The organism is Cohnella herbarum (assembly GCF_012849095.1).
GTDB classification, from domain to species: Bacteria; Bacillota; Bacilli; order Paenibacillales; family Paenibacillaceae; genus Cohnella; species Cohnella herbarum.
On record NZ_CP051680.1, the window covers coordinates 3,194,416 to 3,220,954 of the forward strand.

At 50.9% G+C, this 26,539-nt stretch carries 24 protein-coding genes and 1 pseudogene; 10 read left to right on the forward strand and 15 right to left on the reverse strand.

Annotation, left to right across the window (positions count from 1 at the left end; all coding sequences use genetic code 11):
• Positions 1 to 2 precede the first annotated feature (2 nt).
• The 3 genes from HH215_RS14170 to HH215_RS14180 form a co-directional block, all read right to left on the reverse strand.
• On the reverse strand, positions 3 to 1,640 hold the full coding sequence (locus HH215_RS14170) for a DUF3502 domain-containing protein (protein WP_169280505.1): 1,638 nt from the start codon (positions 1,638 to 1,640) through the stop codon (positions 3 to 5).
• 121 nt (positions 1,641 to 1,761) lie between these two features.
• A complete protein-coding gene (locus HH215_RS14175) occupies positions 1,762 to 2,643 on the reverse strand; it encodes a carbohydrate ABC transporter permease (RefSeq protein ID WP_169280506.1) in 882 nt (293 codons plus the stop codon).
• Positions 2,644 to 2,670: 27 nt separating this feature from the next.
• Positions 2,671 to 3,588 (reverse strand): ABC transporter permease, encoded by a 918-nt coding sequence (locus HH215_RS14180; protein ID WP_169280507.1) that lies wholly within the window; start codon positions 3,586 to 3,588, stop codon positions 2,671 to 2,673.
• Between the two features lie 209 nt (positions 3,589 to 3,797).
• Between HH215_RS14180 and HH215_RS14185 the strand changes: the two genes are divergently transcribed.
• The 8 genes from HH215_RS14185 to HH215_RS14220 all read left to right on the forward strand — a co-directional run bounded on the left by HH215_RS14185 (position 3,798) and on the right by HH215_RS14220 (position 12,146).
• Positions 3,798 to 5,360: a response regulator transcription factor gene (locus HH215_RS14185; protein WP_169280508.1), complete on the forward strand. Its 1,563-nt coding sequence runs from the start codon at positions 3,798 to 3,800 to the stop codon at positions 5,358 to 5,360.
• 5 nt (positions 5,361 to 5,365) lie between these two features.
• Positions 5,366 to 7,174, forward strand: coding sequence for a cache domain-containing sensor histidine kinase (locus HH215_RS14190; protein ID WP_169280509.1), 1,809 nt, complete (start codon positions 5,366 to 5,368; stop codon positions 7,172 to 7,174).
• A 93-nt stretch (positions 7,175 to 7,267) separates the two neighbouring features.
• Positions 7,268 to 7,972: a response regulator transcription factor gene (locus HH215_RS14195; RefSeq protein ID WP_169280510.1), complete on the forward strand. Its 705-nt coding sequence runs from the start codon at positions 7,268 to 7,270 to the stop codon at positions 7,970 to 7,972.
• A gap of 17 nt (positions 7,973 to 7,989) precedes the next feature.
• The gene (locus tag HH215_RS14200) at positions 7,990 to 9,207 is read left to right on the forward strand and encodes a sensor histidine kinase (protein WP_169280511.1); all 1,218 of its coding nucleotides are present in this window, start codon (positions 7,990 to 7,992) and stop codon (positions 9,205 to 9,207) included.
• Between the two features lie 183 nt (positions 9,208 to 9,390).
• A complete protein-coding gene (locus HH215_RS14205) occupies positions 9,391 to 10,647 on the forward strand; it encodes an ArnT family glycosyltransferase (protein ID WP_169280512.1) in 1,257 nt (418 codons plus the stop codon).
• Positions 10,628 to 11,386 carry a glycosyltransferase family 2 protein gene (locus HH215_RS14210; protein WP_254450482.1) on the forward strand — a complete coding sequence of 253 codons (759 nt, stop codon included), beginning with the start codon at positions 10,628 to 10,630 and terminating at the stop codon, positions 11,384 to 11,386. Before HH215_RS14205 ends, HH215_RS14210 begins: the two co-directional genes overlap by 20 nt.
• The gene (locus tag HH215_RS14215) at positions 11,383 to 11,802 is read left to right on the forward strand and encodes a DUF2304 domain-containing protein (protein ID WP_169280513.1); all 420 of its coding nucleotides are present in this window, start codon (positions 11,383 to 11,385) and stop codon (positions 11,800 to 11,802) included. The genes HH215_RS14210 and HH215_RS14215 overlap by 4 nt, the downstream gene beginning before the upstream one ends.
• Entirely contained in the window at positions 11,796 to 12,146 is a 351-nt protein-coding gene (locus HH215_RS14220; protein WP_169280514.1) for an EamA family transporter, read from the forward strand. The genes HH215_RS14215 and HH215_RS14220 overlap by 7 nt, the downstream gene beginning before the upstream one ends.
• A gap of 23 nt (positions 12,147 to 12,169) precedes the next feature.
• On the opposite strand, the gene HH215_RS14225 is transcribed toward HH215_RS14220, so the two are convergent.
• The 5 genes and pseudogenes from HH215_RS14225 to HH215_RS14245 form a co-directional block, all read right to left on the reverse strand.
• Entirely contained in the window at positions 12,170 to 13,105 is a 936-nt protein-coding gene (locus HH215_RS14225) for a WD40/YVTN/BNR-like repeat-containing protein (protein WP_169280515.1), read from the reverse strand.
• A gap of 82 nt (positions 13,106 to 13,187) precedes the next feature.
• Positions 13,188 to 14,141, reverse strand: coding sequence for a hypothetical protein (locus HH215_RS14230; RefSeq protein WP_169280516.1), 954 nt, complete (start codon positions 14,139 to 14,141; stop codon positions 13,188 to 13,190).
• Positions 14,138 to 14,695, reverse strand: coding sequence for an RNA polymerase sigma factor (locus HH215_RS14235; protein WP_169280517.1), 558 nt, complete (start codon positions 14,693 to 14,695; stop codon positions 14,138 to 14,140). Before HH215_RS14235 ends, HH215_RS14230 begins: the two co-directional genes overlap by 4 nt.
• A 146-nt stretch (positions 14,696 to 14,841) precedes the next feature.
• Positions 14,842 to 15,444 (reverse strand): class I SAM-dependent methyltransferase, encoded by a 603-nt coding sequence (locus HH215_RS14240; protein WP_169280518.1) that lies wholly within the window; start codon positions 15,442 to 15,444, stop codon positions 14,842 to 14,844.
• Between the two features lie 76 nt (positions 15,445 to 15,520).
• A pseudogene (locus tag HH215_RS14245) lies at positions 15,521 to 16,031 on the reverse strand (DUF3626 domain-containing protein); the annotation flags it as partial.
• A 107-nt stretch (positions 16,032 to 16,138) separates the two neighbouring features.
• Here HH215_RS14245 and HH215_RS14250 point away from each other — a divergent pair.
• Entirely contained in the window at positions 16,139 to 17,212 is a 1,074-nt protein-coding gene (locus tag HH215_RS14250; protein ID WP_169280519.1) for an NAD-dependent epimerase/dehydratase family protein, read from the forward strand.
• 13 nt (positions 17,213 to 17,225) lie between these two features.
• Positions 17,226 to 18,182: an FkbM family methyltransferase gene (locus HH215_RS14255; protein WP_169280520.1), complete on the forward strand. Its 957-nt coding sequence runs from the start codon at positions 17,226 to 17,228 to the stop codon at positions 18,180 to 18,182.
• Here the strand turns inward: HH215_RS14255 and HH215_RS14260 are convergent.
• From HH215_RS14260 to HH215_RS14290, 7 genes are all read right to left on the reverse strand, one after another.
• A complete protein-coding gene (locus tag HH215_RS14260; RefSeq protein WP_169280521.1) occupies positions 18,143 to 19,147 on the reverse strand; it encodes a phosphotransferase enzyme family protein in 1,005 nt (334 codons plus the stop codon). The two genes, HH215_RS14255 and HH215_RS14260, sit on opposite strands and share 40 nt — an antisense overlap.
• Before the next feature lie 128 nt (positions 19,148 to 19,275).
• The gene (locus tag HH215_RS14265) at positions 19,276 to 20,370 is read right to left on the reverse strand and encodes a glycoside hydrolase family 172 protein (protein ID WP_254450483.1); all 1,095 of its coding nucleotides are present in this window, start codon (positions 20,368 to 20,370) and stop codon (positions 19,276 to 19,278) included.
• Positions 20,371 to 20,396: 26 nt separating this feature from the next.
• Positions 20,397 to 21,209: a carbohydrate ABC transporter permease gene (locus HH215_RS14270; RefSeq protein ID WP_169280523.1), complete on the reverse strand. Its 813-nt coding sequence runs from the start codon at positions 21,207 to 21,209 to the stop codon at positions 20,397 to 20,399.
• A 4-nt stretch (positions 21,210 to 21,213) separates the two neighbouring features.
• The gene (locus tag HH215_RS14275) at positions 21,214 to 22,116 is read right to left on the reverse strand and encodes a carbohydrate ABC transporter permease (RefSeq protein WP_169280524.1); all 903 of its coding nucleotides are present in this window, start codon (positions 22,114 to 22,116) and stop codon (positions 21,214 to 21,216) included.
• Between the two features lie 76 nt (positions 22,117 to 22,192).
• The gene (locus HH215_RS14280) at positions 22,193 to 23,518 is read right to left on the reverse strand and encodes an ABC transporter substrate-binding protein (protein WP_169280525.1); all 1,326 of its coding nucleotides are present in this window, start codon (positions 23,516 to 23,518) and stop codon (positions 22,193 to 22,195) included.
• A gap of 98 nt (positions 23,519 to 23,616) precedes the next feature.
• Positions 23,617 to 24,960 (reverse strand): ABC transporter substrate-binding protein, encoded by a 1,344-nt coding sequence (locus HH215_RS14285; RefSeq protein WP_169280526.1) that lies wholly within the window; start codon positions 24,958 to 24,960, stop codon positions 23,617 to 23,619.
• Positions 24,950 to 26,521, reverse strand: a complete 1,572-nt coding sequence (locus HH215_RS14290; RefSeq protein WP_254450577.1) for a response regulator — start codon at positions 26,519 to 26,521, stop codon at positions 24,950 to 24,952. The genes HH215_RS14285 and HH215_RS14290 overlap by 11 nt, the downstream gene beginning before the upstream one ends.
• Positions 26,522 to 26,539: the final 18 nt, after the last annotated feature.

The following is a 26,539-nucleotide window of genomic DNA, read 5'->3' on the forward strand; positions in this document are numbered from 1 at the left end:
TTTTATTTTGAAGATAGATAGGCTTGCGTTTGCGCGTTCGCTTCAGCCAATATCGCGTCGAGGCCGGCTTTCTTCACCTTTTCTTCCAACGTGGCATAGGCGGCGTCTACGTCTTTGACGATTCCGCCTTGGATCGGCAATTGATATTGCGTTCCGGCCGTTCCCATCGTTGCAAGCTCGGACTTGATTTTAGACGTATCCATCGCGAAAGCGTTGTACACGTAAGGCACCAAAATGTTTTTCAAAGATTGTTTATGGGCAATGTATTGCTCGTTCCAAGAAGCGAGCGGCAAATGCTGGCTCTTATTCGTGAACCAGAATCCGGCGGCATCCGGCGGATACGTGTTGGATTCGGCCGTAACGCCATCCGGCAACGCTATCTTGCCGTCTTTTACGACATAGTTGACGCCTTCGATGCCGAAATAAACGAGATTATTGTAAGAAGGATCTTCCATGATCAGATCCATCGCCATCATCGCGCGCTCCGGATTTTTCGAACCGGCGGCAATCGATACACCGTTATTGAGGTAAGGATCTTGCGGATACGTGCCTTTGGACGAGAGGTTAGCAATGATCTCGACTTCCCAACCGTTCTCGGCCGCTTTCGCGAGCGTGCCTTGAATGTCGTTCGTATTTCCGTACGCGACCCCCGATTTGCCTTGTTCGAACGCGTCCTTGCTGCGAACTTTGTTCGAGATGGCGTTTTTGTTGATGTAGCCTTTGTCATACCAGGATTTGATCACTTTCGCGCTGGCTTTCATGCTGTCCAGAATATAAGGATCGAATTGGGAATAGACTTTGCCGGAAGGATCGTCCCACTCCGTATGAACGCCTGACCATCCGTTCGTGATCAATACCGTGTCTAACGTCGCGCGACCCGTTTCCCACTCGTAATTATAGAACGACTTGGCGAAATCGTACTGGCTGTCCGCGTTGATCGGGATCATGCCCTTCTCGTTCTGCTTGATCGCTTCCAAATAAGGCTCGATATCTTTGAACTTCGTGATTTCCGGGACTCCGTATTTTTTACGAAGATCGCCGCGAATCAGCGTTACGGGTACCTTCTGATCCGGCGTAGAAGTCGGAATCATGAAGATTTTGCCGCTGATCGCCGCTTCCTTCCAGGCGACATCGCTCGTTGCCGCGAAATGCTTAGGCATGAACTTCTGGAGATCGTCCTGCGTAATTTCGCGGAATGCTCCTTTCGAAGCTTCTTGGTTGTAGAACGCCCAGTTGGCGGAATAAATAAAATCAACGTCTTCTCCCGCGGCCAGCACGAGAGGATATTTGGAAGTGAGGTCTCCCCAACCGATATAGCGGAATTCGATCGTCGCGTTAATATCCGCTTTCAGCTTTTTGTTAAGCTCGTCGACTACGGCTTTCATTCCCGCGGGGGCGTCCCCGAGCAAGTAACCGACCAGCTTGACCTCTTCGGAAGTATCGATCGCATTGTCCGGACTAGCCGACTCGGAAGCCGGTGCCGATGCCGGTGCGGATGCCTCCGATGAAGTGGAAGCGCTAGGCGCGGCGCTGCTTTCCTTGGCTTGATCGTTGTTTTTATTGTTGCCGCAACCTGCAAGGACTAACGTGAATACGATAATCGCGGAAATGAGGGTAAACGACATTTTGGACTTAACCATTGAAATCCTCCTAATAATGAATGATAGAATTCAATCCCCCTGCGAATCTCTTCAAAGATAGTTCAATCCGGTAAAACTCACCTCCCTTAAGACGCTGATGTCTTCCCTTATCCCTAAGCCGTTAGCCTTTTACCGCACCGACCGTTATCCCGGACACGAAGTACTTCTGCACGAACGGGTACAGCAGCACGATCGGTCCCGTCGCAACGATCGTTAACGCCAACTTCAACGATTCCTTGGGCATATCCAAACGCGGGACGCTATTGACGATCTGCGTGGAGAAATTCGCGCTGGATAGAATGCGATAGAGCGTATATTGCAACGTGTACAGGTTCTCCCTCTCGATGAACATGAGCGGCGTCCACCAGTCGTTCCAGTACCCCAGCGCCGTGAACATGCCTATCGCGGCAAGGCCCGGCTTGGAGAGCGGAAGAATGATCTGCATGAAAATCCTGAAGTCTCCCGCTCCGTCGATTTTCGAAGATTCGATCAACGCATCGGGGATCGATCCGCAAATGAAATTTCGCAAGATGAGAATATTGAACACGCTGAACATCCCGCATAACATCAGGACCAGAAGATGATTTTTCAGATGTAAATCTTGAACGATCATCAAGTAGAACGGCACCAACCCGCCATTGAACAGAGTCGTGAAGAATAGGAAGAACGCTAGGCTATTCCGGTACCTGACGTCCCTGCGGAACATGACGTACGCGGCCATCATCGAGACGAACAACGAGATCAGCGTACCGGCGACCGTTACGAAAATCGTGACCCCGTAAGAACGCAGTATTTTTTGCGGATTCTGAAACACCATTTCGTAAGCGTCGAGCGAAAACTCCTTCGGAAACAACGAGTAGCCATAATAGATAATGGAGTGTTCGGTGGAAAAAGAGTTAATGGCAACAACGAAGAAAGGAACTACGGCGATTAACGCGAAGAGCCCGACTATGATGTGCCCGATTAGGTTTAATAAGGTTACGTCCCGCGAACGAATTCCCATGTCTATCACCTCGATGGATGGTTTATTTTAGAACAAAGCGTGATCCCGATCGTATTTCTTGACCAGCCCGTTCGCGAGCAGAATGATCACGAAACAGAGAACGGATTGATACAAGCCGCCAGCGGAAGCCATTCCGAAATCCGGACTGAGAACGAGCGAACGGAACACCAACGTATCGATAATATCCGTACCGTCCATCAGAATGCCGTTGTTGCCGATCAACTGATAGAACATATCGAATTCTCCGCGCATGATTCGTCCGATTCCAAGGAGTACCAAGATGATGGTGGTCGGCTTAAGCAGCGGCAAAGTAAGGTAACGAATTCTCTGGAATACGTTCGCCCCGTCGATCGTGGCCGCTTCGTTAATCGAGTTGTCCAGCCCCATGATCGCGGAAAGATACAAAATGCTTCCGAAGCCGACCCACTTCCACACGTAGAAAAACGGAAGGATGAAGTACCAATAGCTAACGGTGGAATAAATGTCTATCGGAGTGGCGCCGATATTTTTAAGCAGCGTATTAATGACTCCGAACTCGTAATTAAACAGGTTGTACACGATTGCTGCTACCGCTACCCAGGATAGGAAGTAGGGTAAGAACAGCAATGTCTGGGCCGTTTTCTTGAATATTTTCCCTGCCATCTCGGCGATAAGGACGGCGACCATAATCGAGAAGAACGTGTATGCCGCAAGGAAAACGATATTGTATAAAAAAGTGTTTCGAGTGACTAGCCACGCCTTACCCGAGCTGAAAAAATACTCGAAGTTGTCCAACCCGACCCAAGGGCTGCCGAACATGCCGCCGGTGTAATTAAAGTTCTTGAACGCGACTATGATTCCGGCCATCGGGTAGTAGTTAAATACGATGAAGTAAGCCGCGATCGGGACGAACATCAAATAAAGAACTTTGTTTTTCATGAGCTCGCGGATAAATCCTTTGTGCATGTAAATCCCTTCTCCCCTGTCTATTGTCTGTCTCTGGAGGCGCTTACAGGAGTAATTATAAGGAACCCCGAAACGATTAAGAATGACACAGGATTACGATTTTCTTGGTTAGATTACGGTTTTGCGAATTCAAGTTTGGAAGCGGTTGCGCGTATTCGAAATCCGATATATATTGTAGGCACACATTAGAGAATTCGGGGGCTGTTGCGATGAAGGTCCTGTTGGTCGATGATGAACCTCTGACTACCGAAAGCTTGGAACGGTATATAGATTGGCGTCAGTTGGGCATATTCGAAGTCAAAACCGCGTCTAACGGGTTAGAAGCTCTGGAGCTGTTGCCGCGATTTAATCCGGATATCATCGTTAGCGACGTTCGCATGCCCCGGATGAACGGAATCGAATTCGCCACGGAGGCGCGCGAGCGTTATCCAACGATCAAGATCATTTTCTTAAGCGGTTATTCCGACAAGGAATATCTGAAATCCGCTATACATCTTAAAGCGCTTAGCTATGTCGAGAAGCCGGTCAAGTTAGAGGAGCTTACCGCGGCTATTCGCGAAAGCGTTTACCAATGTCAATCCGAAAGCGCGAACCGCACGCTGACTCGATCGGTCATTCGCCATCGGATTCTCGCGAAGCTGATGGAAGAAACGGTCTCATACGCGGAGCTTCGCCAGGAATTCGGCGAGCACGTGCCCGCCTTCTTCAATAAACCCGTTCGTTCGATGGCTATCCACATGTCGGTAATCCCTGAGTCCGACGCGAAGCTGAAAGAATCCTGGCATACGGAAATCGCGGATCGGTTAACGGATCTCGTAGGGGGAACAAACGGCTCGGAATGCTTCAGCGGTTACGCGGACAACGATCTGCTGTTCGTCCTGATGGAGGCGGACATCGTTTCCTCTGCCGACTTCAAGGAGACGGCTAGAAATTCGCTCTTCTCTCTGAATGCCCTCTATGGCGACAAGATCGCCTTCTCCATCGGCATCGGAAATCCGTCCGTCATGCATGAACCCCTAAGAAATTGCTGTCTCTCCTCTATCGCGGCCGTCCGATCCCAATTTTATTTCGGTACCGGGATTGTGTTCTCCGAGCCGCCCGCGGAATCGCGACGCGACCCCTCCGCTATCGCGGCTAAGCTATATCCCGATTTCCGGCATGCGCTTAGATCGGACAGCGCGCTTGAAGCGGGTTCCCTTGTCGAGCAATTGACGCAGGAAATGAGACGGGAACGCGATCCGGAGATCGGCCGGGTCAAGAATGCGTTTTTCAAGCTTCTGATGATCTTGCACGAGTTCGCGGTGGAGAAAGGATTAACCGGAACGGACTCGCTGCAGGAGGAGAAATTCATCTGGCAAGAGGTCGGCGAGATTTCCACGCTAGACTCGCTGAGCGACTACGTGACCGCTAACGTTCAGGCCGTATTTTCTCAGTTCAAGGAACATATCGCAGTCAATGCTCGGGTGAGTACTGTCATGCAATACATTAAGGAGCACTATTCGGACAAGGATCTAACGACGCGTTCAATCGCCGACAACACCTATCTGAGCCAGAACTATATGTGCGCGTTGTTCAAGAAGAAGACCGGCAAAACGATCAACGAGTACATTACGGAGGTTCGCCTGGAAAAAGCGAAAGAGCTGCTGAGGGACCGACACGCTAAGCTCTATGAGATCGCTTTGGCCATCGGCATTACCGATCCGAATTATTTCTCGTCCATGTTCAAGAAATCGACGGGGTTTACGCCCAGCCAGTATAGGGAGAGAATGTGACGGCCATGAAACGATTGTTCCGCCCATTCCGCGATTTAAGCATCAAAAATAAAATGTTTATTTCGTTCTTGTTGATCCTGACGGTCTCATCGGGCCTCTTCATTGTCGTCAACTCTTACATTACGGCGAACGATACGGAGAAGCAGGCGAGATATTCCTTGGAAGTCGTTCTCGAGCAATCCCGTTCGTTCCTGAACTACAAGACCAGCTCGATCCGCAAGGTCGTGGATATTATGGTTATTCACGATACGATTCAAGCGATCGTAGCGACCAAATCGGACGTCTATCGCGACAATATCGGCAACTGGCTTCTGGACGAATACGTGTTTAACCAGTTGATCTACAATGTCCAAACGAATCCGGATATTCAGAAAATGAGTCTCTACATGCGCGACGGGATGGCTTCCATTCAAGCAACGGATCAATTTCTTCGATTGGAGGAAGTACAAGCGGAGCCGTGGATGCAAAGGTTGGTGAACGGCGAGAAACCTTATCTGTGGATTCCCTCGGAATCGGTATCGGCGACCGACGGAGACACGATATCGTTCTTCCGCAAAGTTCCTAGTCCCGTAGACAATTTGGATTTCGCAGGACTGCTAAGAGCCCAAATGCCCAAGCAAAGCCTCGTTCAGATTCTAGACCAAGCCCTCTTCACCCAATCGACTTCCGCCCTGCTCATCAATAGCCTTAACGAGCTCATCGCGAGCTCCAGCCAAGAAACGATTTCCGATCCGGATTCGATCATCCAAGCGCTGGATAACATGACGAGCAAGAACGATGACGCCTTCGAAACGGTCACCTTGAACGGCGAGAAAATGCTGATCGGAACCGTGCCCGTAGAGCATACGGATTGGCGCTTCGTTCTTGTCGTTCCGCAGCATGACATCGTGAAGATCGCCCAGAAGTCGCGTAATCAAATGCTCGTCATTTTCCTATTCGTCGCCGCGATGACCTTCCCGCTCGCGTTCTGGGTATCCGCATCCGGAACGATCCGCATCCGTAAATTGACCAAAAATATGCGAAAGGTCGGCGTTGATAATTTCAAGCCGAATTTGGATCCCAAGAACAATGACGAGATCGGAGAACTGACCACGACGTTTAACCGGATGATTACGCGAATCGACGATCTGGCGGCAGACAAATATCAACTCGGACTCGACGTGAAAAACATGGAGCTTAGAGCGCTACAGGCGCAAATCAATCCCCATTTCCTGTACAACACCTTGGACATGGCCAATTGGCTCGCAATGAAATACAACGCGGACGATATTCGGGTGTTGATTACCTCGCTCTCGGATTTCTACAAGCTCAGCTTAAGCAATGGGGAAGATTTCATATCCATTCGCAATGAGATCGAGCATGTATCGGCATACGTGCGAATTCAGAATATGAGGTTCCGGGACAAGATCGATCTTCGAATCGACGTACCGGAAGATCTCATGGAATATCGAACGTTAAAGCTCCTGCTTCAACCGCTTGTCGAGAACGCAATCCTTCATGGGATCATGGAGAAAGACACGCAAACGGGAACGGTATGGATCCGGGGCAAAATGGACGGGGACGCCATCGAACTCATCGTGGAGGATGACGGAATCGGCATGGAGGAACACACCGTGCGAGGGATTCTGGACGGTACTCTCAAGAAGGAAATCGGCGGTTACGGGATGAGAAACATCCATAACCGTCTTGAACTCATCTTCGGTTATCCTTTCGGATTAACGGTTGAAAGCAGCATGGGCGCTGGGACGAGAGTTACGGTTAGAATTCCCGTACAGGAAACGAACGAGGAAGCGCAACCCGCGTCAATCCAATAAAAAGTTCTTAACAAGACTTAAGAACCGTTAATCAGCGGGTTATGCTATATTTACCCTAGAACAATCGATAATAAGAAAATGCAGGTGATTTAATTGTCTTCGATTACGACGATTCTGTTAGTAGATGACGAAAAAGAAATCATTAAGTTGATGGAGATTTATTTTCTCAACGAGGGGTACAAGCTGCTGAAGGCGAATGACGGATTGGAAGCGCTGGATCTTCTCGCCGCCAATCAGGTAGACTTGGTCATCTTGGACGTCATGATGCCGCATCTCAATGGGATAGAGACTTGCATTAAAATCCGCGAGAGTTACGATGTGCCGGTTATTTTCCTATCCGCCAAAAGTCAGGACATCGACAAAATATCGGGACTCAGCATCGGAGCGGACGACTATGTCACGAAGCCGTTTAATCCGCTCGAGCTGATGGCGCGGGTAAAGTCGCAACTGCGGCGTTACGACCGGTTCAAACGCCAGCTCCAGAGCGACGGCAACATCGTGGAAGTCGACGACCTGATCATTAACTTCGTTACCCATACCGTAACAGAGGATAATAAGGAAATTAAGCTGACACCGCGGGAATTCGCCATTCTAAGACTGTTAGCGACCAATCGCGGAGCGGTGCTGGGCATGGACTCCATTTACCAGAAAGTATGGAACGAGCCTTTTATGGAATCGAAAAACACCGTCATGGTTCACATCCGCAAAATCCGCGAAAAAATCGAAAAAGACCCGCAAAATCCCCGGATTATCAAAACCGTTTGGGGAATCGGCTACAAAATGGAATCGGCCACATAAGCAAGGAGGTTTACCGTTTGACAGTAAAATGGATCTATTCGCTTCGATGGAAGCTGCTTTTCTATAGTTTGGCCAGTGCGTGCATTACGGCCGTACTGCTGTACGCGGGTGACTTTATCGTCGGCTTGCTGCTGCAATCGACATTACGTCCGCTATTTGCCTTCTTCGTCAATCGTGTCGGCTCTTTGCCCATTTTTATTGCGGCTGGGATCGGCTTTTATATCGTGAGCTTCTTCCTGCTGAGCCGCGGAACCGTCCGCAGATTGCAAAGCATCGGCCATTCTCTAAAGCGCATTGAAGAAGGAAGATTCGATGGCGGGCTGTCGGTTATCTCCTCCGGCGATGAGATCGGCCAAATCAATCAAATCATCGATCGGCTGGATCGCCAGCTTAACCGCGATCTGAAACAGATTACCGCCGGACTGCAGGAGATCGCCGACGGCAGATTCGACCGGCCGATCGAGAACATGGACGCATCCGGCCAACTGGCCGAAGTCGCGGAAAGCATTAATGCGATGGCGGCCAAGCTACACCGCTCCATCCTCGACGAACGCAATGCCGAGAAAACGAAAAACGACCTCATCACCGGCGTCTCCCATGATTTGCGCACCCCGCTCACTTCGATACTCGGCTTCCTTGAAGTCATTAATCAAGATCGATATCAGGACGAGGTCGAGCTTCGCCACTATACGGATATTGCTTATCATAAAGCGATCAGCCTCAAGAAGCTGATCGACGACCTGTTCGAATACACTCGGATCAACAATGGCATGCCGCTTACCGTCTCCGAACTGGATTTGGTCGGCTTTATCCGACAATTGACCGAGGAGTTCGTCCCTCAATTGGAGCTTGCCGGAATGACTTGCCGGATCGATGCGGAAGTCGACTCTCTACTTATCTCAGCCGACGGAGATTTGCTTGTCCGCAGCTTCGGCAATCTGATTTCCAATGCAATTCGATATGGCAGGAAAGGTCGCTACGTCGACATTGCCATTCGCCACGACAACGGGGAGGCAAGCGTTGCCGTCGCGAATTACGGGGATCCGATTCCCGAGCGCGACTTGCCGTTCATCTTCGATCGCTTCTACCGGGTCGAGCGGTCCCGCTCGCAGGAAACCGGCGGGACCGGCCTCGGCCTCGCCATTGCCAAAAGCATCGTCGAGGTCCATGGAGGTACCATCGACGTCGCCAGCCGCAAGGACATGACCGTGTTTACGACTCGTTTGCCTCTATAAACTCTGAAATATTTAAGTGAAAATGATAAGATTTCGTTAAGATATAGCTAACAAAACCGTTAAGCTTTCTCTTCTATACTTTCATTTGAATGAAGGTATAGAGAAGGCTTAACGGTTTTTTCATGGCCTGCGCCGCAGGGAAACGACGAACCTGATAAGTCTCATAGGAGAGGAGCAATTGCTTTGATACTGTTGAAAAGATTGAAGCTGAACGAATGGTCTCGCATTGTCCTGCTGCTGATTATGCTGGTAGCCGCATTCCTGCGATTCGACTTTCTCGTTTCGGTTAACCACCACAACTCGCACGATACGGTTAACTACGACATTATGGTTCGGCAACTATTGGAGGAAGGCGTGTACGCTTATAAAAGCACTGAGCCGAACGCCCAAGTTTCCCCCGGATTTCCGCTGTTTATGGCTGCTGTGTATAAGTTGATCGATTACAAGCATAACGATCCTTATTCGGCGATTAGATTTTTGCAGGCGATTTTCAGCCTTATAACGCTCTGGCTCACCTATAGAATCGCCAAGCGGCTGGGAGGCGAATGGGCGGGACTGTTAGCCGCCACGATGATGGCTATCTACCCGCCGTTTATCTGGACGACAGGAGCCGTGCTGACGGAAACGATCGCCACGATGTTCTTCATGGCCTATCTCTATTTCCAACTGATCGCTTTCGACAAGACCCATCGTTGGGCTGCGTTGTGGGCTGGCGTGGCATTGGGGCTTACCGCGCTTACCCGTCCCGAATTTCTGATCATCGCTCCGGCCAGTTACTTCTTGTATCTACTCTGGCACCGCAAAGGCGCTCAGATGATGAAGCTGCTGTTAAGCACGGGACTCGGCATGGCCATCGTGATGTCTCCGTGGCTCGTCCGAAACATCGTCGCGTTGCACGAACCGATATTTACCTCGACGCAGGTCAATCCGTTCGCGGCGGGCACGTATCCGAACAAAAACTACGACGACAATCTTGTCGACCGAACCGGCAAAACGCAGATGGAAGTCGCCAAAGAGCGGCTCAAGGTCGGCTTTACGGAGCATACGTGGACGTTCGTCAAATGGTACACGATCGGCAAGCTGGACCGCATCTACAGCAAAATGTTCGGGGGCAGCGGCCACAAGCCGATTTATCCGGTCATTCCGTACCGCGCGTATTTCCACCTGCTGCTCATCTACGCGGGGCTGATCGCGGCGGCCGTCACCTTGCGCAATTGGCGTCAGCCGGCTATGCTCATCGTTTTCCTGCTGGCGGCGATTTCAGCGGCCCGTCTCGCTTTCGTCCCGGAATATCGATACAACTTTACCGCTATGCCGCAAATTATCGTGCTCGACAGCTTGCTCGTGATTTGGATTTTCGTCTGGCTGGACAAGCGTTTCCAGCTAAAATCTCGACTGTTGCTTGCAAGGAGGAATGAACATGCGCGGAATGACGTTTGATCGAATGACAAGCTACCCCGGAGTTAAGGAAACGCTGATCATCGTACCCTCATACAACGAAGCCGAAGGCATCTCCCGGGTTGTCGCCGAAATCCGGTCCCGAATTCCGTATGCGGACGTTGTTGTCGTGAACGACGGCTCAAGCGACCAAACCGGCCGGCTCGCGGAAGAAGCCGGAGCTCTCGTCATTCATTTGTCCACCAATTTGGGTATCGGCGGTGCCGTGCAGACGGGCTACCGGTATGCCGCGGACAACGGCTATCGGTATGCCGCCCAGATCGACGGAGACGGCCAGCATAACCCGGCCGATTTCGAGCGCATGCTCGATTCGCTTCGCGCCAACGACGCGGATATGGTCGTCGGCTCCCGGTTTCTTAAGCGCGAAGGGTTCCAATCCACCTTCGCCCGGAAAATCGGTATCGATCTGTTTGCGAAGCTTGTAACCGGACTGACCGGCCGGAAGGTAACCGATCCGACTTCCGGCTTCCGAGTATGCGGCCGAAGAGCGATTGACTTGTTCGCGCAGGATTATCCGACCGATTATCCCGAGGTGGAAGCGCTCGTGCTGCTGGACAACCGCGGCTTCTCGTTCGTGGAAACGCCGGTCGTCATGAACGCCCGACTGGCGGGCACGTCCAGCATATCGGCGCTCCGCTCGGTCTACTATATGGTGAAAGTTGTATTGGCCGTATTCATCGCCAAAAGCCGGAAAAAAAAGGTGTTGAGCACGCAGCTATGAACCCCGATATTTATTTCGTCAGCTTCATGATCGGCATCGGATTTACGGGCATCGTTCTGCACCTGATCCGGGCCCGGAAGCTGCGCGAGCAATATGCGATCTTGTGGCTCGTTCTTGGCGCGCTTATGATGGCGCTATCTCTGTTCCCGGCCATTCTCGATCGGCTAGCGGCCAGCTTTAACGTCTCTTACGCCCCGTCTCTGCTGTACTTGTTAGCTTTCGTAGGCGTGCTGTTTCTCCTGATACACCTGTCCATGGCTCTATCTTCGCTCACAAGCCGCGTCATTATGCTGACCCAGACGCTTGCGCTGCAGGAGCAGCGGATCAGGAAGCTGGAGCAAAGAAAGCCGCAGTCCGAAGAAAATTTCATGCGAGTATGGACGGATAGGACCGAGATGGACGATAAATCATGGTAGCGGCATACGGTCTGCTGCTGCTCAATATTATGCTGCTTGTAGCCGGCCAAACGGTTTGGAAAATCGGACTGGATCGCTTGGGTGGCCTGCATCTTCACAATGCGATGCAGGTTCTTACCTCCCCATGGATTGTGTCCGGCGTTTTCCTCTACGGCCTTGCGACCTTGCTCTGGCTTGCCGTCTTGTCCCGACTGCCCTTAAGCACCGCTTACCCGCTGCAAAGTTTGGCCTACGTATTCGCTCTGCTGCTTGCTTGGCTGCTGTTCGGCGAAGCGATCCCGCCGAACCGCTGGATCGGGGCCGGCATCATTCTCGCCGGCGTGTTCGTTATCGGGATGAAATAGACAGAATTCGGCCTGCCTCAAGCTTAGTGATCGAGCATTTTAAACTTATCGAGAGAGGCATCATAAACCCATGTTAGACCATTGTCTTTGCTGGTGAGATAAAGGGTTCCGATGTCATTGAGCTCCTGATCTCTTACGGCAATTGGAAATAGTCCGTCTTTCCCGTTGAATGTCGGCGAGAGAGGGTTCATCCTGAATTCGTCGAACTTTTCCGGCAGAGTGACGGAGAGCCTTTCCCATGACTTCCCTTGATCTTTGGTCCAATAAATAACCGGCCCGTAGTCCTCATAAAATCGGAAACCCAAAAAGCCGATCTCTTTAGTAGAAAAACCCGCAGCCGTCAACTGTTCCGCGTAAACATCGTTTGCGTTCCCGATTTCTGCCCAAGTCTTCCCGCCGTCCGAAGTTTGATACAGATAATTTAATGCGCTGCCGACCCCGTGGGAAGCGCCGCTAACGATCCAGCCTTCCTTATCCGTTGTAAAACCGATAAATTTGGTCTCGAATCCTTTGGCACCTTGGATTTCATACTCGTTCCACTTTTCGCCTTCGTTATTCGTGATTAATACATGCAGCGGCTTTGATGCTCCATCCGCGAAACCGTACACGATGGCCGTTTTATCCTCCGATAGATAAAGCCCTGTTTCATCCTTGCTCATTCCTATAACTTTTCCCGTTGTATCCAACTTCACGGGAGCTTTCGCGGTGACGGACCCGTTTCGGTATGAAATCGATAGATGCCCTTCTTGGTCAACCGAATACGAATTACCCGCATCATAGGAAACGATTGAATTGCCGTCGAACCCGACGGAATAGACGGTACCCGGTTTAATCGCCGAACTCTGCCCATTCGCGCTCGTACAAGCGGAGAGTAGGGAGATCGCCCCAATTACTAGAAAGGCGGAACAACAGTTAACCGCCCTCTTTCGTTCGTTTTTCCTGTTTAAACGCTGCCTCATGGTATGTTTCCCTCCAAAGTAAGTTGTCTTCCGGCACGATAGTACCTATTAGACGCTATTGAGGAAGGGAAAGTTGGTTGTGTCACCTGGACTCGCTAAGTTTATTTACTTCTATTGCTTTTTTACTAAACCGATACGTCACGGTTACATTTTCAATAATCGCGGTATTATCGTACGCAAGGGAACCCTCAAATTCTAAAGTATCGTTATCTTTCCATACGATATGATTTGCAGAGCTATAATTTTCATGATCCGTCCGAATCCACGTGTCTATTTCTTGTCGTGCGCCGTATTTGACTCTTGCCGATTCCACCAATTCCGGGCTTATCCTTCCCTCTTCGACATGATATATTTGAACGAATTCGCTTTTATTAGAGCATGTTACAATCGCCACTAACTTTCGATTCGGCGAAGGAATTATTTTCGTAATATACATGGAAGGCGCGGAAAAACTTAAAAACTCTTCAAGCACGTTATCTTTGATTCTCCATAGGACATTCTGACTTCCATAATCCGAATAATTGTTAAACAACGTAAATAGCATACTTCCGTCCGCTAACTTAACGATATAAGGGCTCTCATAAGTTTCCGACAAAATATCTACGGCGAAAGCAGCCGCATCGGCGATTTTTCGGTTATCGCTATCCACGAACGGCTGAAGTTCCTTTAAATATTTTTCTCTCGACTTGTGATCGTTAAAGCTTTCTACCAGCCGATTAATCGCAATATACACATATTCGTTATTATCGCTTTTTAAAGCTTTCAGAAATTTTTCCGCGTCATAAGAAGCGACGGGTTGCAGCTCCATGTTTTCAGCCGTTAAATAACGAATGTAAGGCTCTTCATTTTGTTTTTTGTAATATGCCGTCGCTAGTAAAGCTGTAGAGGTTGAGCTATAAAGAATAAGACATGCAACCAAAATTACCCACTTTCTAGAAATCCTTTTTTTTCTTTCTTCTCTTCCGCTATGCCCGGCAGCTTCAATTAAGTTTTCGTCAATTAATCCGATCTCCCGATATAACCGATCTTTTTTCAAAGGTTAACCCCCTCTTTGCGTAAGTGATCTCTAAGCTTGTTTCTCGTACGAAATAATGCGGACTTCACTTTACTGCTGCTCATATTAAACCTCTTAGAAATCGTCTCTATTGAATCCGAGTACCAATACCTTCGAATAAATAAATTTCTTGCTTGCTCGTCTATCGCATATAAAAATTGATTTATTAAGTTCGCAATCTCGCCTTCTTCATACTCAGTTTCTACAGTATTAGGGGAAGCTAAGCATCCTTCTAATTCGGTTAGAATCACTTCAAATTCGCGGTTACGCTTTTTCGCGGTATTATAACCGTATTTATCAAGCGCAATATTACGCGTAATCCTCCCTAGAAATACGGAGAACTTCCTAGGCGTATTAGGCGGTATTGTATTCCATGCCGCTAAATAGGTATCGTTCTCGCACTCTTCAACATCCGAATAATTGGACAATATGTTCCTTGCAATCGCTTTGCAATAAGCCCCATACTTAATTTTTGTTTCTAAAAGGGCTTGCTGCGAACGCTGTAAGTACAGGCGAACTATTCCTTGATCTTCCATCCGTTATTCTCCTTTTGCGAATCTCTAACTATATAGTAGAAAGTTCGTGCAATTGGTTGCACTTCTTAATCGAGCTATCTATAAAGGCAAAATTAAAAGCCATCCTTTAGGGTGGCTTCTTTTGATCTCGCTATCCGCCTAACCGTTTATTTTTGAGAATCAAGGACAAACATAGACGCATCTTGTCCCATGAATATTTTACTTCCCTCATAAAATGTTCTGGATTGAATATTCCTGTACCCTATTGTAGTCATCATGTCAGCGAGCTCTACTTGGTCAAATCCGTTATGAACGAAATCCGAAACGACTTTCTCGTTCTTATTAAAATCTACGATCAGTAGATGTCCTCCATCGTTTAGAACATCGAATAATCGGGATAAAACGAATTCGACATCCTTAATATGGAGGAGAACCTGAGCCATGAAAATATAGTCGGCCCGTAAATTCGATAGCCCTTCCTTTTCAAAATCAAAGCATAACGTATCAGCATTCCGAATATTCAAATCGGAAATTTTTTGATCTATTTGATCAATCATGTTTGGCGAAGTATCCAGAAAAAGCATAGAACTAAAATCGTTTAACAAGTTCATTCCGACAAGACCGGTTCCGCACCCGAAATCGATAGCACTCTTACGATTAGCATCAACTAAATATTCGCGAATGGCATCGGAGGATACCTTTGCAATTTGAATTCTTTCCGCAGTGTCATAGCTATTAGCTATCATTTCGAACTTATCCGTATTTCCCATTTTACCTCTCCAATCATTAGAAAATCTATTGGCTTCATCTTTATCCTGTCCGTTAAGCTTAACACATAACCGCTATTTAGGGTGCGTCGTAGGGCTCCCCGAATTGAACTAAAACATGCCACAAATACTTTAATTGTTGGAGCACCTCTTCATAGTTGCCCCTGTCAGCCCAGCGTAGCGGGTTGCGTTTCAAATCGTTAACGGCGTCCCCGATCATACTCGTGTCGATATAACCGTTCCTTGCTATCCGATTTGCTAAATAGTTCGATCGAGTATTTTAAGCTAATTTCCTCTAGAAATTTTCCAATATACGTTCCTTTGAAAGATGGATCTGCAACAAGTATCGCCACGTCGTTTTTAAGGTCAACAGCCCCATGAACCTGGGCCTCAATAAAATGGTTAAGGTTCCGGCCAGGCTTCCGTTCCGATGGATCCTTGAAGCGCCGTTCAAGATGAAATAAAAGGTGACTTCTCTTCCCAAAGATCCCGAGCTCCCCCGGGTAAGCCGATACGCTACCGTTAGAAATTCGAGTTTCAAACTGACTTTTATAGATTCCCTGCTCCAGTAATACTTCGGCTACGCTTTTGATGTCGGCCGCGGAAGGCAAAAGTCCACTCCAAATGCCGGATTAAAGAATAGCTTAATGCCAGGGAACCTCCGATCTTAATTCCGAGGAGAGGAGAGTGGCATAGTATGATGAACGAGATCGTTCGCCTAGACTTTAAGGCGATTCTGAACCATCCGCTGCCATGGGAACGATTCGCGGGCAAAACGGTTCTGGTCACGGGAGCCGGCGGATTCCTGTCCGCTTATATGGTCGAGACTTTACTTCGCTTGAATCAAGAGGCATTGAGCGACAGTGAACCCGTTCACGTGATCGCTCTGGTTAGAAACGAAGAAGCGGCTCGTATTAGATTCTCTGCCTACCGGAATGATCCTCGCTTGGAATACCTCGTTCAAGATGTTTGCGAGCCTATCGAATTGAATCCGAAACGGGAAATCCATTACGTCATTCATGCGGCCAGCCAAGCAAGCCCCAAATTGTTCGGATCGGACCCGGTCGGCACTTTGTCGGCCAACGTTCTCGGAACGGCGAACCTGTTGAGGCTGGCTGCCGACAATCCGATCGATTCGTTCCTCTATTTCAGCAGCAGCGAGGTTTACGGGGAACTAAATCCATCGCTCATTCCGAATAAGGAGCTGGACTACGGTTATCTCGATCCGACTTCCGTACGGTCGTGTTACGCGGAAAGCAAACGTATGGGAGAAACGATGTGCGTCGCATGGCATCGTCAGTTCGGAGTGCCGGTAAAGATCGTGCGACCCTATCACACGTACGGACCGGGTATGCGTCTGGACGATGGGAGAGTATTCGCCGATTTCGTGCGGAACGTCGTCGAACGGCGGGATATCGTAATGAGAAGCGACGGCACCGACACTCGCGCCTTTTGTTACATAAGCGATGCGACGATCGGCTTCTTCACGGTGATGTTACTAGGCGGAATAGCCGAGGCTTACAACGTCGGAAACCCTGATTGCGAGGTAAGTATCGCGCTCTTAGCGGATAAGATGACTCGTTTGTTCCCTGAAACGGGTTTAAGCGTCGTTCGGGAACCTAGACCGGATATCTCTTATATGCAGAGCCCTGTTCATAGAAGTTGTCCGGATATCGCTAAAGTTAGTCGACTGGGTTGGAAACCTGCGATCGGAATCGAAGATGGCTTTCGGAGAACGGTATTGAGCTTCGGAGGCGAGCGTGGATTATGAGGGGGGACGGATATTGAAGGGTCATTTTCAAGAAAAACAAGACTACTTTAATCGGAAACTCACTAAAACGGAGTACATTGAGCGGATGCACGATCTCTATCACAGGCTATTATTCGCCTACTCCGAGTTGTTGCCGGAAACGGATATCGCCGCTATCGAGATCGTCGATCATCGGGTAATTGCGACGACTCGCGCCGAAGGGATCAAGATGGTCTGCGACCCTAACGATCATAGAATCGTCCCGATGGAAATTCTCAATTTTAACGCGTACGAGCCCGAAGAACTGGAGTGGATCTACAAGCTGCTTCCGCCTCGACCGGTCATCCTCGATATCGGGGCGAACATGGGATGGTATTCTTTGCACATGGCCAAGCAAATCCCGGATAGCGTCGTTTACGCTTTCGAGCCCCTTCCGGCCGCTTACGGCTATTTGGTCGAGAACCTGGCAATAAACAATATGTCCAACGTACGAAGTTATAACCTCGGTTTGTCGGACCGGAATGGAAACTTCGATTTTTATTATTACAAATCAGGCTCCGTGAACAGTTCGCTAGCAAACTTGTCCGAACGTGACGAGGTCGAGATAATTTCCTGCCCGTTGACGAGGCTAGACATATTCGCTCAAAACATCAAAGAGCCTATCGATTTCATCAAATGCGATGTCGAAGGCGCGGAGCTGTCGGTCGTTATCGGCGGACTTGAGACGATTAAACGACACAAACCTATCCTATTCCTGGAGTTGTTGCGTAAATGGGCCAAGAAATTCAACTATCATCCCAATGAGGTGCTCGTCGTCCTCGGAGAGATCGGTTACGCGTGCTTGAGGATCGAAGAAACCGGATTATCCGAAATCGGCGAAATCACGGACGAGACGGTGCAGACGAACTTTATTTTTCTTCACCGCGAGAAGCACGAACACGTCTTATCGCTTTATAGCGAATCCAATAGCTCCGGCAGCGACGTCCAATGATCTTCGATCCAGTGCATTTCTTCGACGAACCGTCCTAACAATCCGCGCAGCTCGCTTTCGGCTCGAACTTCCGTGCGAAGCCACCAAATGGATTCGATCAAATACAGCATGCGCATAGCCCGGGCGAGCGAGACTTCGGGCATTTCCGCATGGGCTCGATACCCTTCCATATACGCTCGCGCGGATTCGAGTTCGATTTGACCGTCTCGCAAAGAGCCTGACAAGATTGCGCGGGCGACGTCGATTTCCGGGTAAGCCATCTTCATTCGATCGAAATCCACGATACCCGACAATCCCCACTCATGCAACAATAGGTTATCCACCCACAAATCCCAGTGCAGCCATCCGATCGGACTCGAATCGAACATCCGGAAATCCATGGCCTGTACTATGGCTTGCGAACGTCTAAGCCACTCCAATACGATCCGATCATCCGCCTCAAGCGCCTTCTGCCGGTTGCCTTGCCATTCTCGCAAGTAACCCTCTTTATTCGGACTCCAAGCTGGCTTATCCAGCGGCGGTACCGATCGTAGCCATTTATGCATTCGCCCGGTTGCCGCGCCCAATTCAAACATTTGAGCGGCATTCATGCCTCCTGCATCGACGGTATGACCGTCAACCCAACCCAGCAACGCATAATGCAAACCCGACGGAGTCACCTGTATGTACTGCCTATTATGGTAAACTTTCGGACAAGGGATTCCAGCCGTGCACAGACCATTCTGCAATTGAAGAGTCTTCTCTATTGCGTTTCTTCTATCGGGACGTTCCTGTAGCTTGTAACGGTCCGGATGATAATACTTAACGAATAGCGGCTCTTGATCCGTTACGATCTTCCATTTCACGTTGAGCCAGCCTTTATCGATGGGTTCCGCTTTGTTCACGCGGAGTCCAAACCGCGCTTTAAGATCATCCGCGATTTCCGCGGCCCAACGCTCGTTCGTTTCATTCGAATGTTGTAACAAGAAATTACCCCCTATTCATCATCTATTGTGGAACGATTCAGGAACTTACATTCTTTCATTTTAACCATCTATTAATAAAGAAAAAAGCCGCCTCAGATCCGAAGACCGTCAGCGGTTTACCCGATGAATTAATAATCGAAGCAAACTTTCATATCCTGAGCGTTAAAAGGAAGATAATCCGCCAGCGGCAACCTTTTCTCCACGGGAAGGATGATCGGATGGTCCTTGTGAGGCTCTGTCTGATACCAATATGCGGTGCTCGAGTAATCGTCGCTGCGATGATTGTTGTGCCCGTGTTCGATCGTCACTCGGATCGATTGGTCGAACATGACCGGGTCTTCGATGTGATACCGATACGCCGATATTTTGCCGGACCAATTCGGACCGCCGCCCATTGTTATGCCATGGTAGGGAGAATGATAGACTTGCGTCGGACACCACGCCGTATTGAAATAATCCTCCATCCCGGTTCCGTGCAGAGAAGGCGGCCAGGGCTCGCCGTCGATGAAGATCATGTCGTCCCCTTCCCCGTACCAATTCCATTCCCGAGTCATTCGTAGATTGTGAATGTTCAGGTTGCAGCCGACGTAATGGCCTTTACCCTCGGCGTCAAGCAAAACATAGTTGCCGTCGCCCGTCGTGTTCTTGCCCCCGAACTCGAACAACGCATTTGACATCTGTTGATCGTCGACCCCGTCCGTCAGTTCTCTCCGCCATATCGCATGGAAGCGAAGGGGACTGTCGATCGGCCGATCGTATGCCTCGTAATCGACGTAATAGTAAAATTTGAGCGGCTTATCCGCGCCCGACTCGATCTCGATTCTCGCCGAAGTCCCGAACGGCATCGGGAAAAAGCAGTTCAGCGCCCTCCCATCCTCCGGGCTCATCGCCAGCGGGGCCGAGCTGTAGTTGCGCGTCTCCCCGTGCCCGATCCCGAAGAAATCGCCGATCGGCGCCTGCACGCTCGGATTCGCTTCCCCGTCCCAGTACATCCGGAGGACGACTTTGCGGTGAAGATGCGCTTCAAGCGTATCGTCCGTCGGCGCCATCGTCATCCAAATATGCGTAATGCAGCCGCTCCCGATTAATTCGCAAATATCTACCCGTTCGCCCGGGGAAATCACGCGATAATCGCGGTTGCCTCCCGTCGTATCATAGCTGGAAGCGCGCTTGCGTTTGCCTTCCCTTTCCCTGTATAAATCCCTTAACGACGTTCCCAGCATAGAGCCATCCTCCATTATCGTGTGGATTATTTGATCCCCGACATCTTAATTCCGTCTACCAGAAAACGCTGCGCCCCGAAGAAGAGCAGGAAGGTCGGAATCGTCGACACGACCGCGGCCGCGAGCACAACGTTCCAAGGCGTGAAATACCCTCCGCCGACAAGGCTGGCCAAGAACACTTGAACGACCCACAGCTTATCGTCCTGCGTGATAATGAGAGGCCACAAGTACGAGTTCCAATTCGCCAGAAAAAAACCGATCGTTAGCGGCGCGATGATCGGAACGGACAGCGGCAGCGCGATCCGGAAGTAAGTTCCCGCTAGCGACAAGCCGTCCAGATAAGCCGCCTCCTCCAATTCCTTGGGGAAATCCCTGTAAAACTGACGGAACAGGAAGATACCGTATGCGTTAAAAATCGAAGGAACGATCAGACCTGCATACGAGTTCAACATGTGAAACTGCTTAGTGATCAGATAAAGCGGAATCATGATGACGGCGAACGGCACCATGAGCGTGCTGAGCATCCATGCGAAGATCAGTCCCCTCCCGGGAAAACGGAATCGCGCGAGCGCGTAGCCCGACATCGAGTGGAACAACATGGCGACGACGGTTACCGCGGCGGATACGAGGAGCGAGTTTACGATCGAACGAATCAAGCCGGATCCCCGCATCGCCTCCGCGAAGTTGGAGAATACCGCTTCGAGCGGGAGCAACGTCACATCAAAAATATGCTCTTCCGAGCGCAAAGAACCGATGACGAGCACGTAAATCGGAAACACGAGCGCGAGGCCGAGAAGCACGGCCAGAGTCGGAAGCGCTGCGCGCCTTATCGTAAGCATAAGATCAGCGCTCCTCGCTTTTGGATAATAGTTTTAATTGCACCAGCGAGAGCACGAATATAATCAGAAACAGAACAAACGCCATCGCCGAGGAATAACCCATGTTCAACAATTCGAATGCGTGCTTGAAAATATACAGCACGCTAACCTCCGTCGCTCCTGCCGGTCCACCCTTCGTCATAACCATTATCTGGTCGAACACCTGGAACGAACCGATCGTCGTCACGATGAGGATGAACGTATTGGTCTCGGTAAGCAGAGGGAACGTAATGTAACGAAACGTCTGAAAGCGCTTCGCTCCGTCCATGTGAGCCGCCTCGTAGTAGTCCCGGGGAATTTCTTTGATCGCCGACAGAAAAATTATCATGTTGTACCCCACGTTGATCCAGAGCAGGACGGCAACGACACAGAACATCGCCTGGCTCGTCGAGCCCAGGAACTCCTGGGAAGGGACGTTAAACCATCCTAAGATCCAATTGATCAACCCGCTCCGGGGGTCGAGCAAATACATCGCGATAATCGCGGAATTGACTGACGTAATCGCGAACGGCATCAGAAACATCGTCCGCGCGAAGCCGGATACCCGGCCTTTCAAGGCGTTGATCAGAATGGCGGACAACAAGGACGAGACGAACAGCAGCGGAACGTAGATAACGCTGAAGAGGAGCGTCTTCCCTACAGACCTCCACCAAGCTTTGTCGTCCATTAAATGCTTGTAATTGTCGAGCCCGGCGAACACTTTCGGGCTAAGGGCGTTCCAGTCGAACAGGCTCACGTAAAGCGCATATAGGATCGGCAGGAATACGAACACGAACAAGCCGAGCACGTTGGGGAACAGGAACGCATAGGCCGTCCCCCACTCCCGCAAGGTTCGCGCCGACGTCCGTTTCGCAACCGGAGTTCGCATGGGTCGTGCCTCCTCTGTCGGAAAGCGGAGACCCCGGCCGCCCGCGCGGAGGCCGAGATCCCCTTCTTCTCCGTTCTTATTTACTCAAGTAGCTCTTGATCTTGTCGTCTGCGTCTTTCGCCGCAGCCGCGCCGTCCATCTTGCCGAACATGACGTACTGCATGGCGTCGCCGATAATGTCGACGATCTCCGACGGGTAAGTGGGCTCGGGAATAGCGGAAGCATAGATTTCGTCCGTGAACACTTGGCGCATGCCTTTGCCGTATATTTCCTTGCCCGCTTCAACGACGGATTTCCGCGGGGAATACGCGAACTTGATCTCCGTGCACCATTTCAGCGCGCGTGAGGCATCGCCGGCGAACACCCACATGACGAACTTCGCGGCTTCCTCGACGTTCTTGCCTTTGCTATTCACGGCGAATTTCCAGCCGCCCGCGTCGGTAGACGCTTTTCCTCCGTCCGGAAGCGGCAGCGGAGCTACCTTGATCGGTACGTCCTTGAAGTTTTCTTCGGCGCGGTTAATCGCCCAAGTACCGAGTACTTGCATGGCCGCCGTCTTCGTCCCAAGGTTATCGATCTCCCAAGGTCCGTATTGCAGCTTGGATGGAGACAGCTTCTCGCGGAAGAACGATCCGTAGAAATCGAGCGCTTTGGCCACTTCGGGCGTATTGAAAGTGGATTGCGTTCCGTCCGCGCTCAGTACGTTGCCGCCTTGCTGCCAGAGGAACGGATACCAGATGAAGTTGAAGTACGCTCCTTTATCGGGCGGTAACACGAGACCCGCGACTTTGTTCGTCGTCAGCTTGCGCGCAGCCGCCAGTAGTTCATCCCAAGTTTTCGGAACTTCTACGTTCGCGCTCTTCAGCATGTCTTCGTTGTAATACAGTCCCAGCAGCTCCAATTCGTACGGGAGCGCCATGATCTTGCCGTCTACGGTGACCGCGTCTAAGGACGCAGGGAGAAAATCTTCTTTCGCGCCTTCCGGAAAATAAGAAGTCAGATCAGCCATCAAGCCGGACTTGGCGAATTTCATGAATTCGCCCGGGCTGATCATGTAGATGTCCGGGCCATCGCCGGCAGCGAACGAAGTCGGAAGCTTCGTCGTCATGTAATCTTGTTGGTTGGAGGTCGAATACTCGATCTCGACCCGATCTTGGGATTGATTGTATTCCTTGACCAAGTCCTCGAAAAATTTCTGTTCGGCTTCCGTATGGAAATCCCAGAACTTCAGCTTTACTTTTTCTTTGGAGCCGCCGCCGGAATCGCCTTGCGTGGGAGATGGACTCTCCCCCTGCGCGCCTGAACCTTGGTTGCCGCTATTGTTCGATCCGCAACCGATCTGGAACAACAGGATAAGGCTCATGGACGCGAGGAGGAGCGACCGCCATTTCGTGCTTTTCATACTTGAGGTTCCCCTTTCGATAGGTGTTTGTGAAGTCACCTCGAGTATAGCGGGGAAATCGGAGGGGCCGTAACGAGAAATGTTTTAGGCGGGGTGGACTATTTTTGGACGTTGGCGAAATAAGCGGAAAGCCGCGCGTTCGTATCGGCGAGAAGAGTGTCCACCGACGCCTCTCCGAACAAGAGCTTGTTCAGCGAGTCGGTAAAGATTCGCGTTAATTCCTCCGGCAGTTGGGGCTCTTGCCTCTCCGTTCCGAAAATCCGGGAAGTAAACACGGACCGAAGCCCGCGATCGTATTGTTGCTCGCCGGCGGACATAACCGATTCCCGGGAAGGATAAGCGAACTTGACTTCGGTGCACCACTTGAGCGGAATATCCTCGCGTTCGGCGAAAGCCCATAAAATAAACTTCGCGGCTTCGTCCGCGTTCGAACCGAAATGGTTGACGCCGATCTTCCAGCCCCCGGCGGCGGTCAATTCCTTGCCACCCGGAGGAACGGGGAGCGGAACGACCCCGATCTCTTGATCGGAATAGTTCGCTTCCAGCGTCCGGATGTTCCAAGAGCCGCTGACCTGCATAGCCGTCTCGCCGGACGCAAGAATTCCGATGTCCGTCGTCGGACGTGATGGGTGCAAATTCAACAAGCCGTCTTTGGCCATATCTCGGAAGAAGCCATACATCGTCCGCGCTCCCGGCGCCGTCAAGCCCGACGCCCCACCCTCCTCGGCAACCAAATCTGCTCCAGCCTGCCAGAGGAAAGGTAACCATGAGAATGACTGATAGACGCCGCCGAACGTTTCCACGGTTAATCCGCTGCGTTTGCCGGTTCCTAACCTACTCGCCGCCTCGCGCATCTGCTCCCAAGTTGCGGGAGGTGAAATCCCTTTCTCCCGGAACAGCTTTTCGTTGTAGTACAAACCTAGCAATTCCGTCTCGAACGGGATCGCATAGATCCGACCGTCCACCGTCACCGAATCCAATGCGGATTTGAAGAAATCGTTCCGCATGTCCTCCGTGAAATGTTCATCGAGAGCTTGCAGAATTCCGGAGTTTACGTACTTGCGGATCGTCCCAGCGGACACGAAGAAAATATCCGGTCCGTGTCCCGAAGCGAACGAGCTTGGCATCCGGTTGCCGGAAAAATAATCGTCGCTCGAAATATACTCCACCTTGACCTCCACGTTCGGATTGACTTTGGCATACTCTTCCCCCAGCCACTGCCAGAAGCCGAATTCCTCCGACTGGTGGAAAGACCATATCCGAAGCACGATCCGATCAGAAGGCGGATCCTTTGCCGCCTGCCGGCCGAGAAGCGTCTCCAGCGTTGGATCGATGTCGGCGGTTTTGCCCCCGCAGGCTGCCGCGATCACCAGCAGTAATCCTAGTGCCACGAGACTAGCCAGCGATCGTAACGACCGACCGCACTGTCTTTTATTTGGCATTGCCGTCTTCCTTTCGGTCGAAAAACTGACGGTACTCGATAGGGGTCGCGTTCATCGTCTTTTTGAATAAGCGAGAGAAATATTTGACGTCCTGGTACCCGACCATTCCGGCGATCTCATAGAGCCGCAAATCGGTGTCCTTCATGAGCGATTTGGCCGCGTCCATCCGAAGGCGCGTCAAAAATTCGACGAAGGAGGTTTCCGTCTCTTGCTTGAAGTACGTACTGAAATAACTGCTGCTCATGCCTACGTGCCCCGCGACGTCGTCCAAGGAAATATCCCGAGCGTAATTGTCCCGGATATAAGCCATTGCCTTGTCCAACGTCCGACTTTGCTTCTGGCTACGGCTCCACTCGAGAACTTGCAAGCTGGCCTCCACGAACTCCCGCATGAATCCGAGAAATTCGTCCGCGGTGAACTCTCTCGCGAACAGCTCCGTCGACCGGCTCATGCGGCGGAAGACCATATGCGAGGCCTTCTGCTCGTGAGAGACCTTCAGCAGAGAAGCGAGCAGTTGCAAGCAGAACCGTTGAAACAACCGGAAGGAAGCCTTACTCTCCCGAAGCTTGAGGACGAATTCCTCCAAGCCGGCGTAAGCCGTACTCGCGTCACCTCCGCGGATCGCCCGGACGATCCGCATTTCCAGTTGTTCCGGATAACCGATCCTCAGCAAATCCTCCAGACGGAAATCTCGATAATCGCTTACCTTGCCTTCCCCATGGATCCATTTGTTTTCCAGACTCTCCCGAGCGTTAGCCAGCAACGAAGGCATATCTTCGAAATTCGAGCTCTCGTCGCTCAGACCTACGGATACCGAGATCTTCACCGAGCGGGCGATCGTCTCGATCGCTCCTTCCCAGAATTCCCGGGAAAAGCTTTCGTCCGCCGACAAGTAATACATTTGGGAGCCGTTCTGGTATAAATATCGGAAACGGCCGGCTGACCTGGCCGCAAGCAATTCATGCAAGACGTTGCGGACCGCGAACGCCACCAGTTGCCGATCGCCCCACTGGTCTTCGGAAATGACTTTGTCGAACGCGTCGATGTCGATGGCGGCGATCCGCAAACGTTCGGCTCCGGCCGGAATCAGCGGCTTCAGCTTGGACGCATGGCCCTGCTCGTCATCCGGCGACAGCATCCATTCCTTCCACAGCTTCGAGTATCGAAGCTCCGGAACGCCCGTTCTCGGTTCTTGCGCCGCCAACTTTAATTGCGCGGACAACCGGCCCAGAACGTCGCGAATCGCTTCCGGTTTCAGCGGCTTCAACAGAAAATCGAACGCTCCGAATTGAATCGCCGTACGCGCGTACTCGAAATATCCGTATCCGGACAGGATGACGACTTGAAGCGGATACTCTTTCAATTCGCCGAGCAAATCGAGTCCGTTCATCCGGGGCATCCGAATATCCGTAATGACCAGATCCGGTAACAGCTTCTTGACGAACTGCAGCGCCTCTTCCCCGTTCGTGGTCGTCCCCACGACTTCCCACTCCGGGTCAAGCTTAGGCACGAGGGAGGACAACCCCCGCCTCACCTTCGGTTCGTCGTCTACGATTAACACTTTGTACAAGTCAAGCCC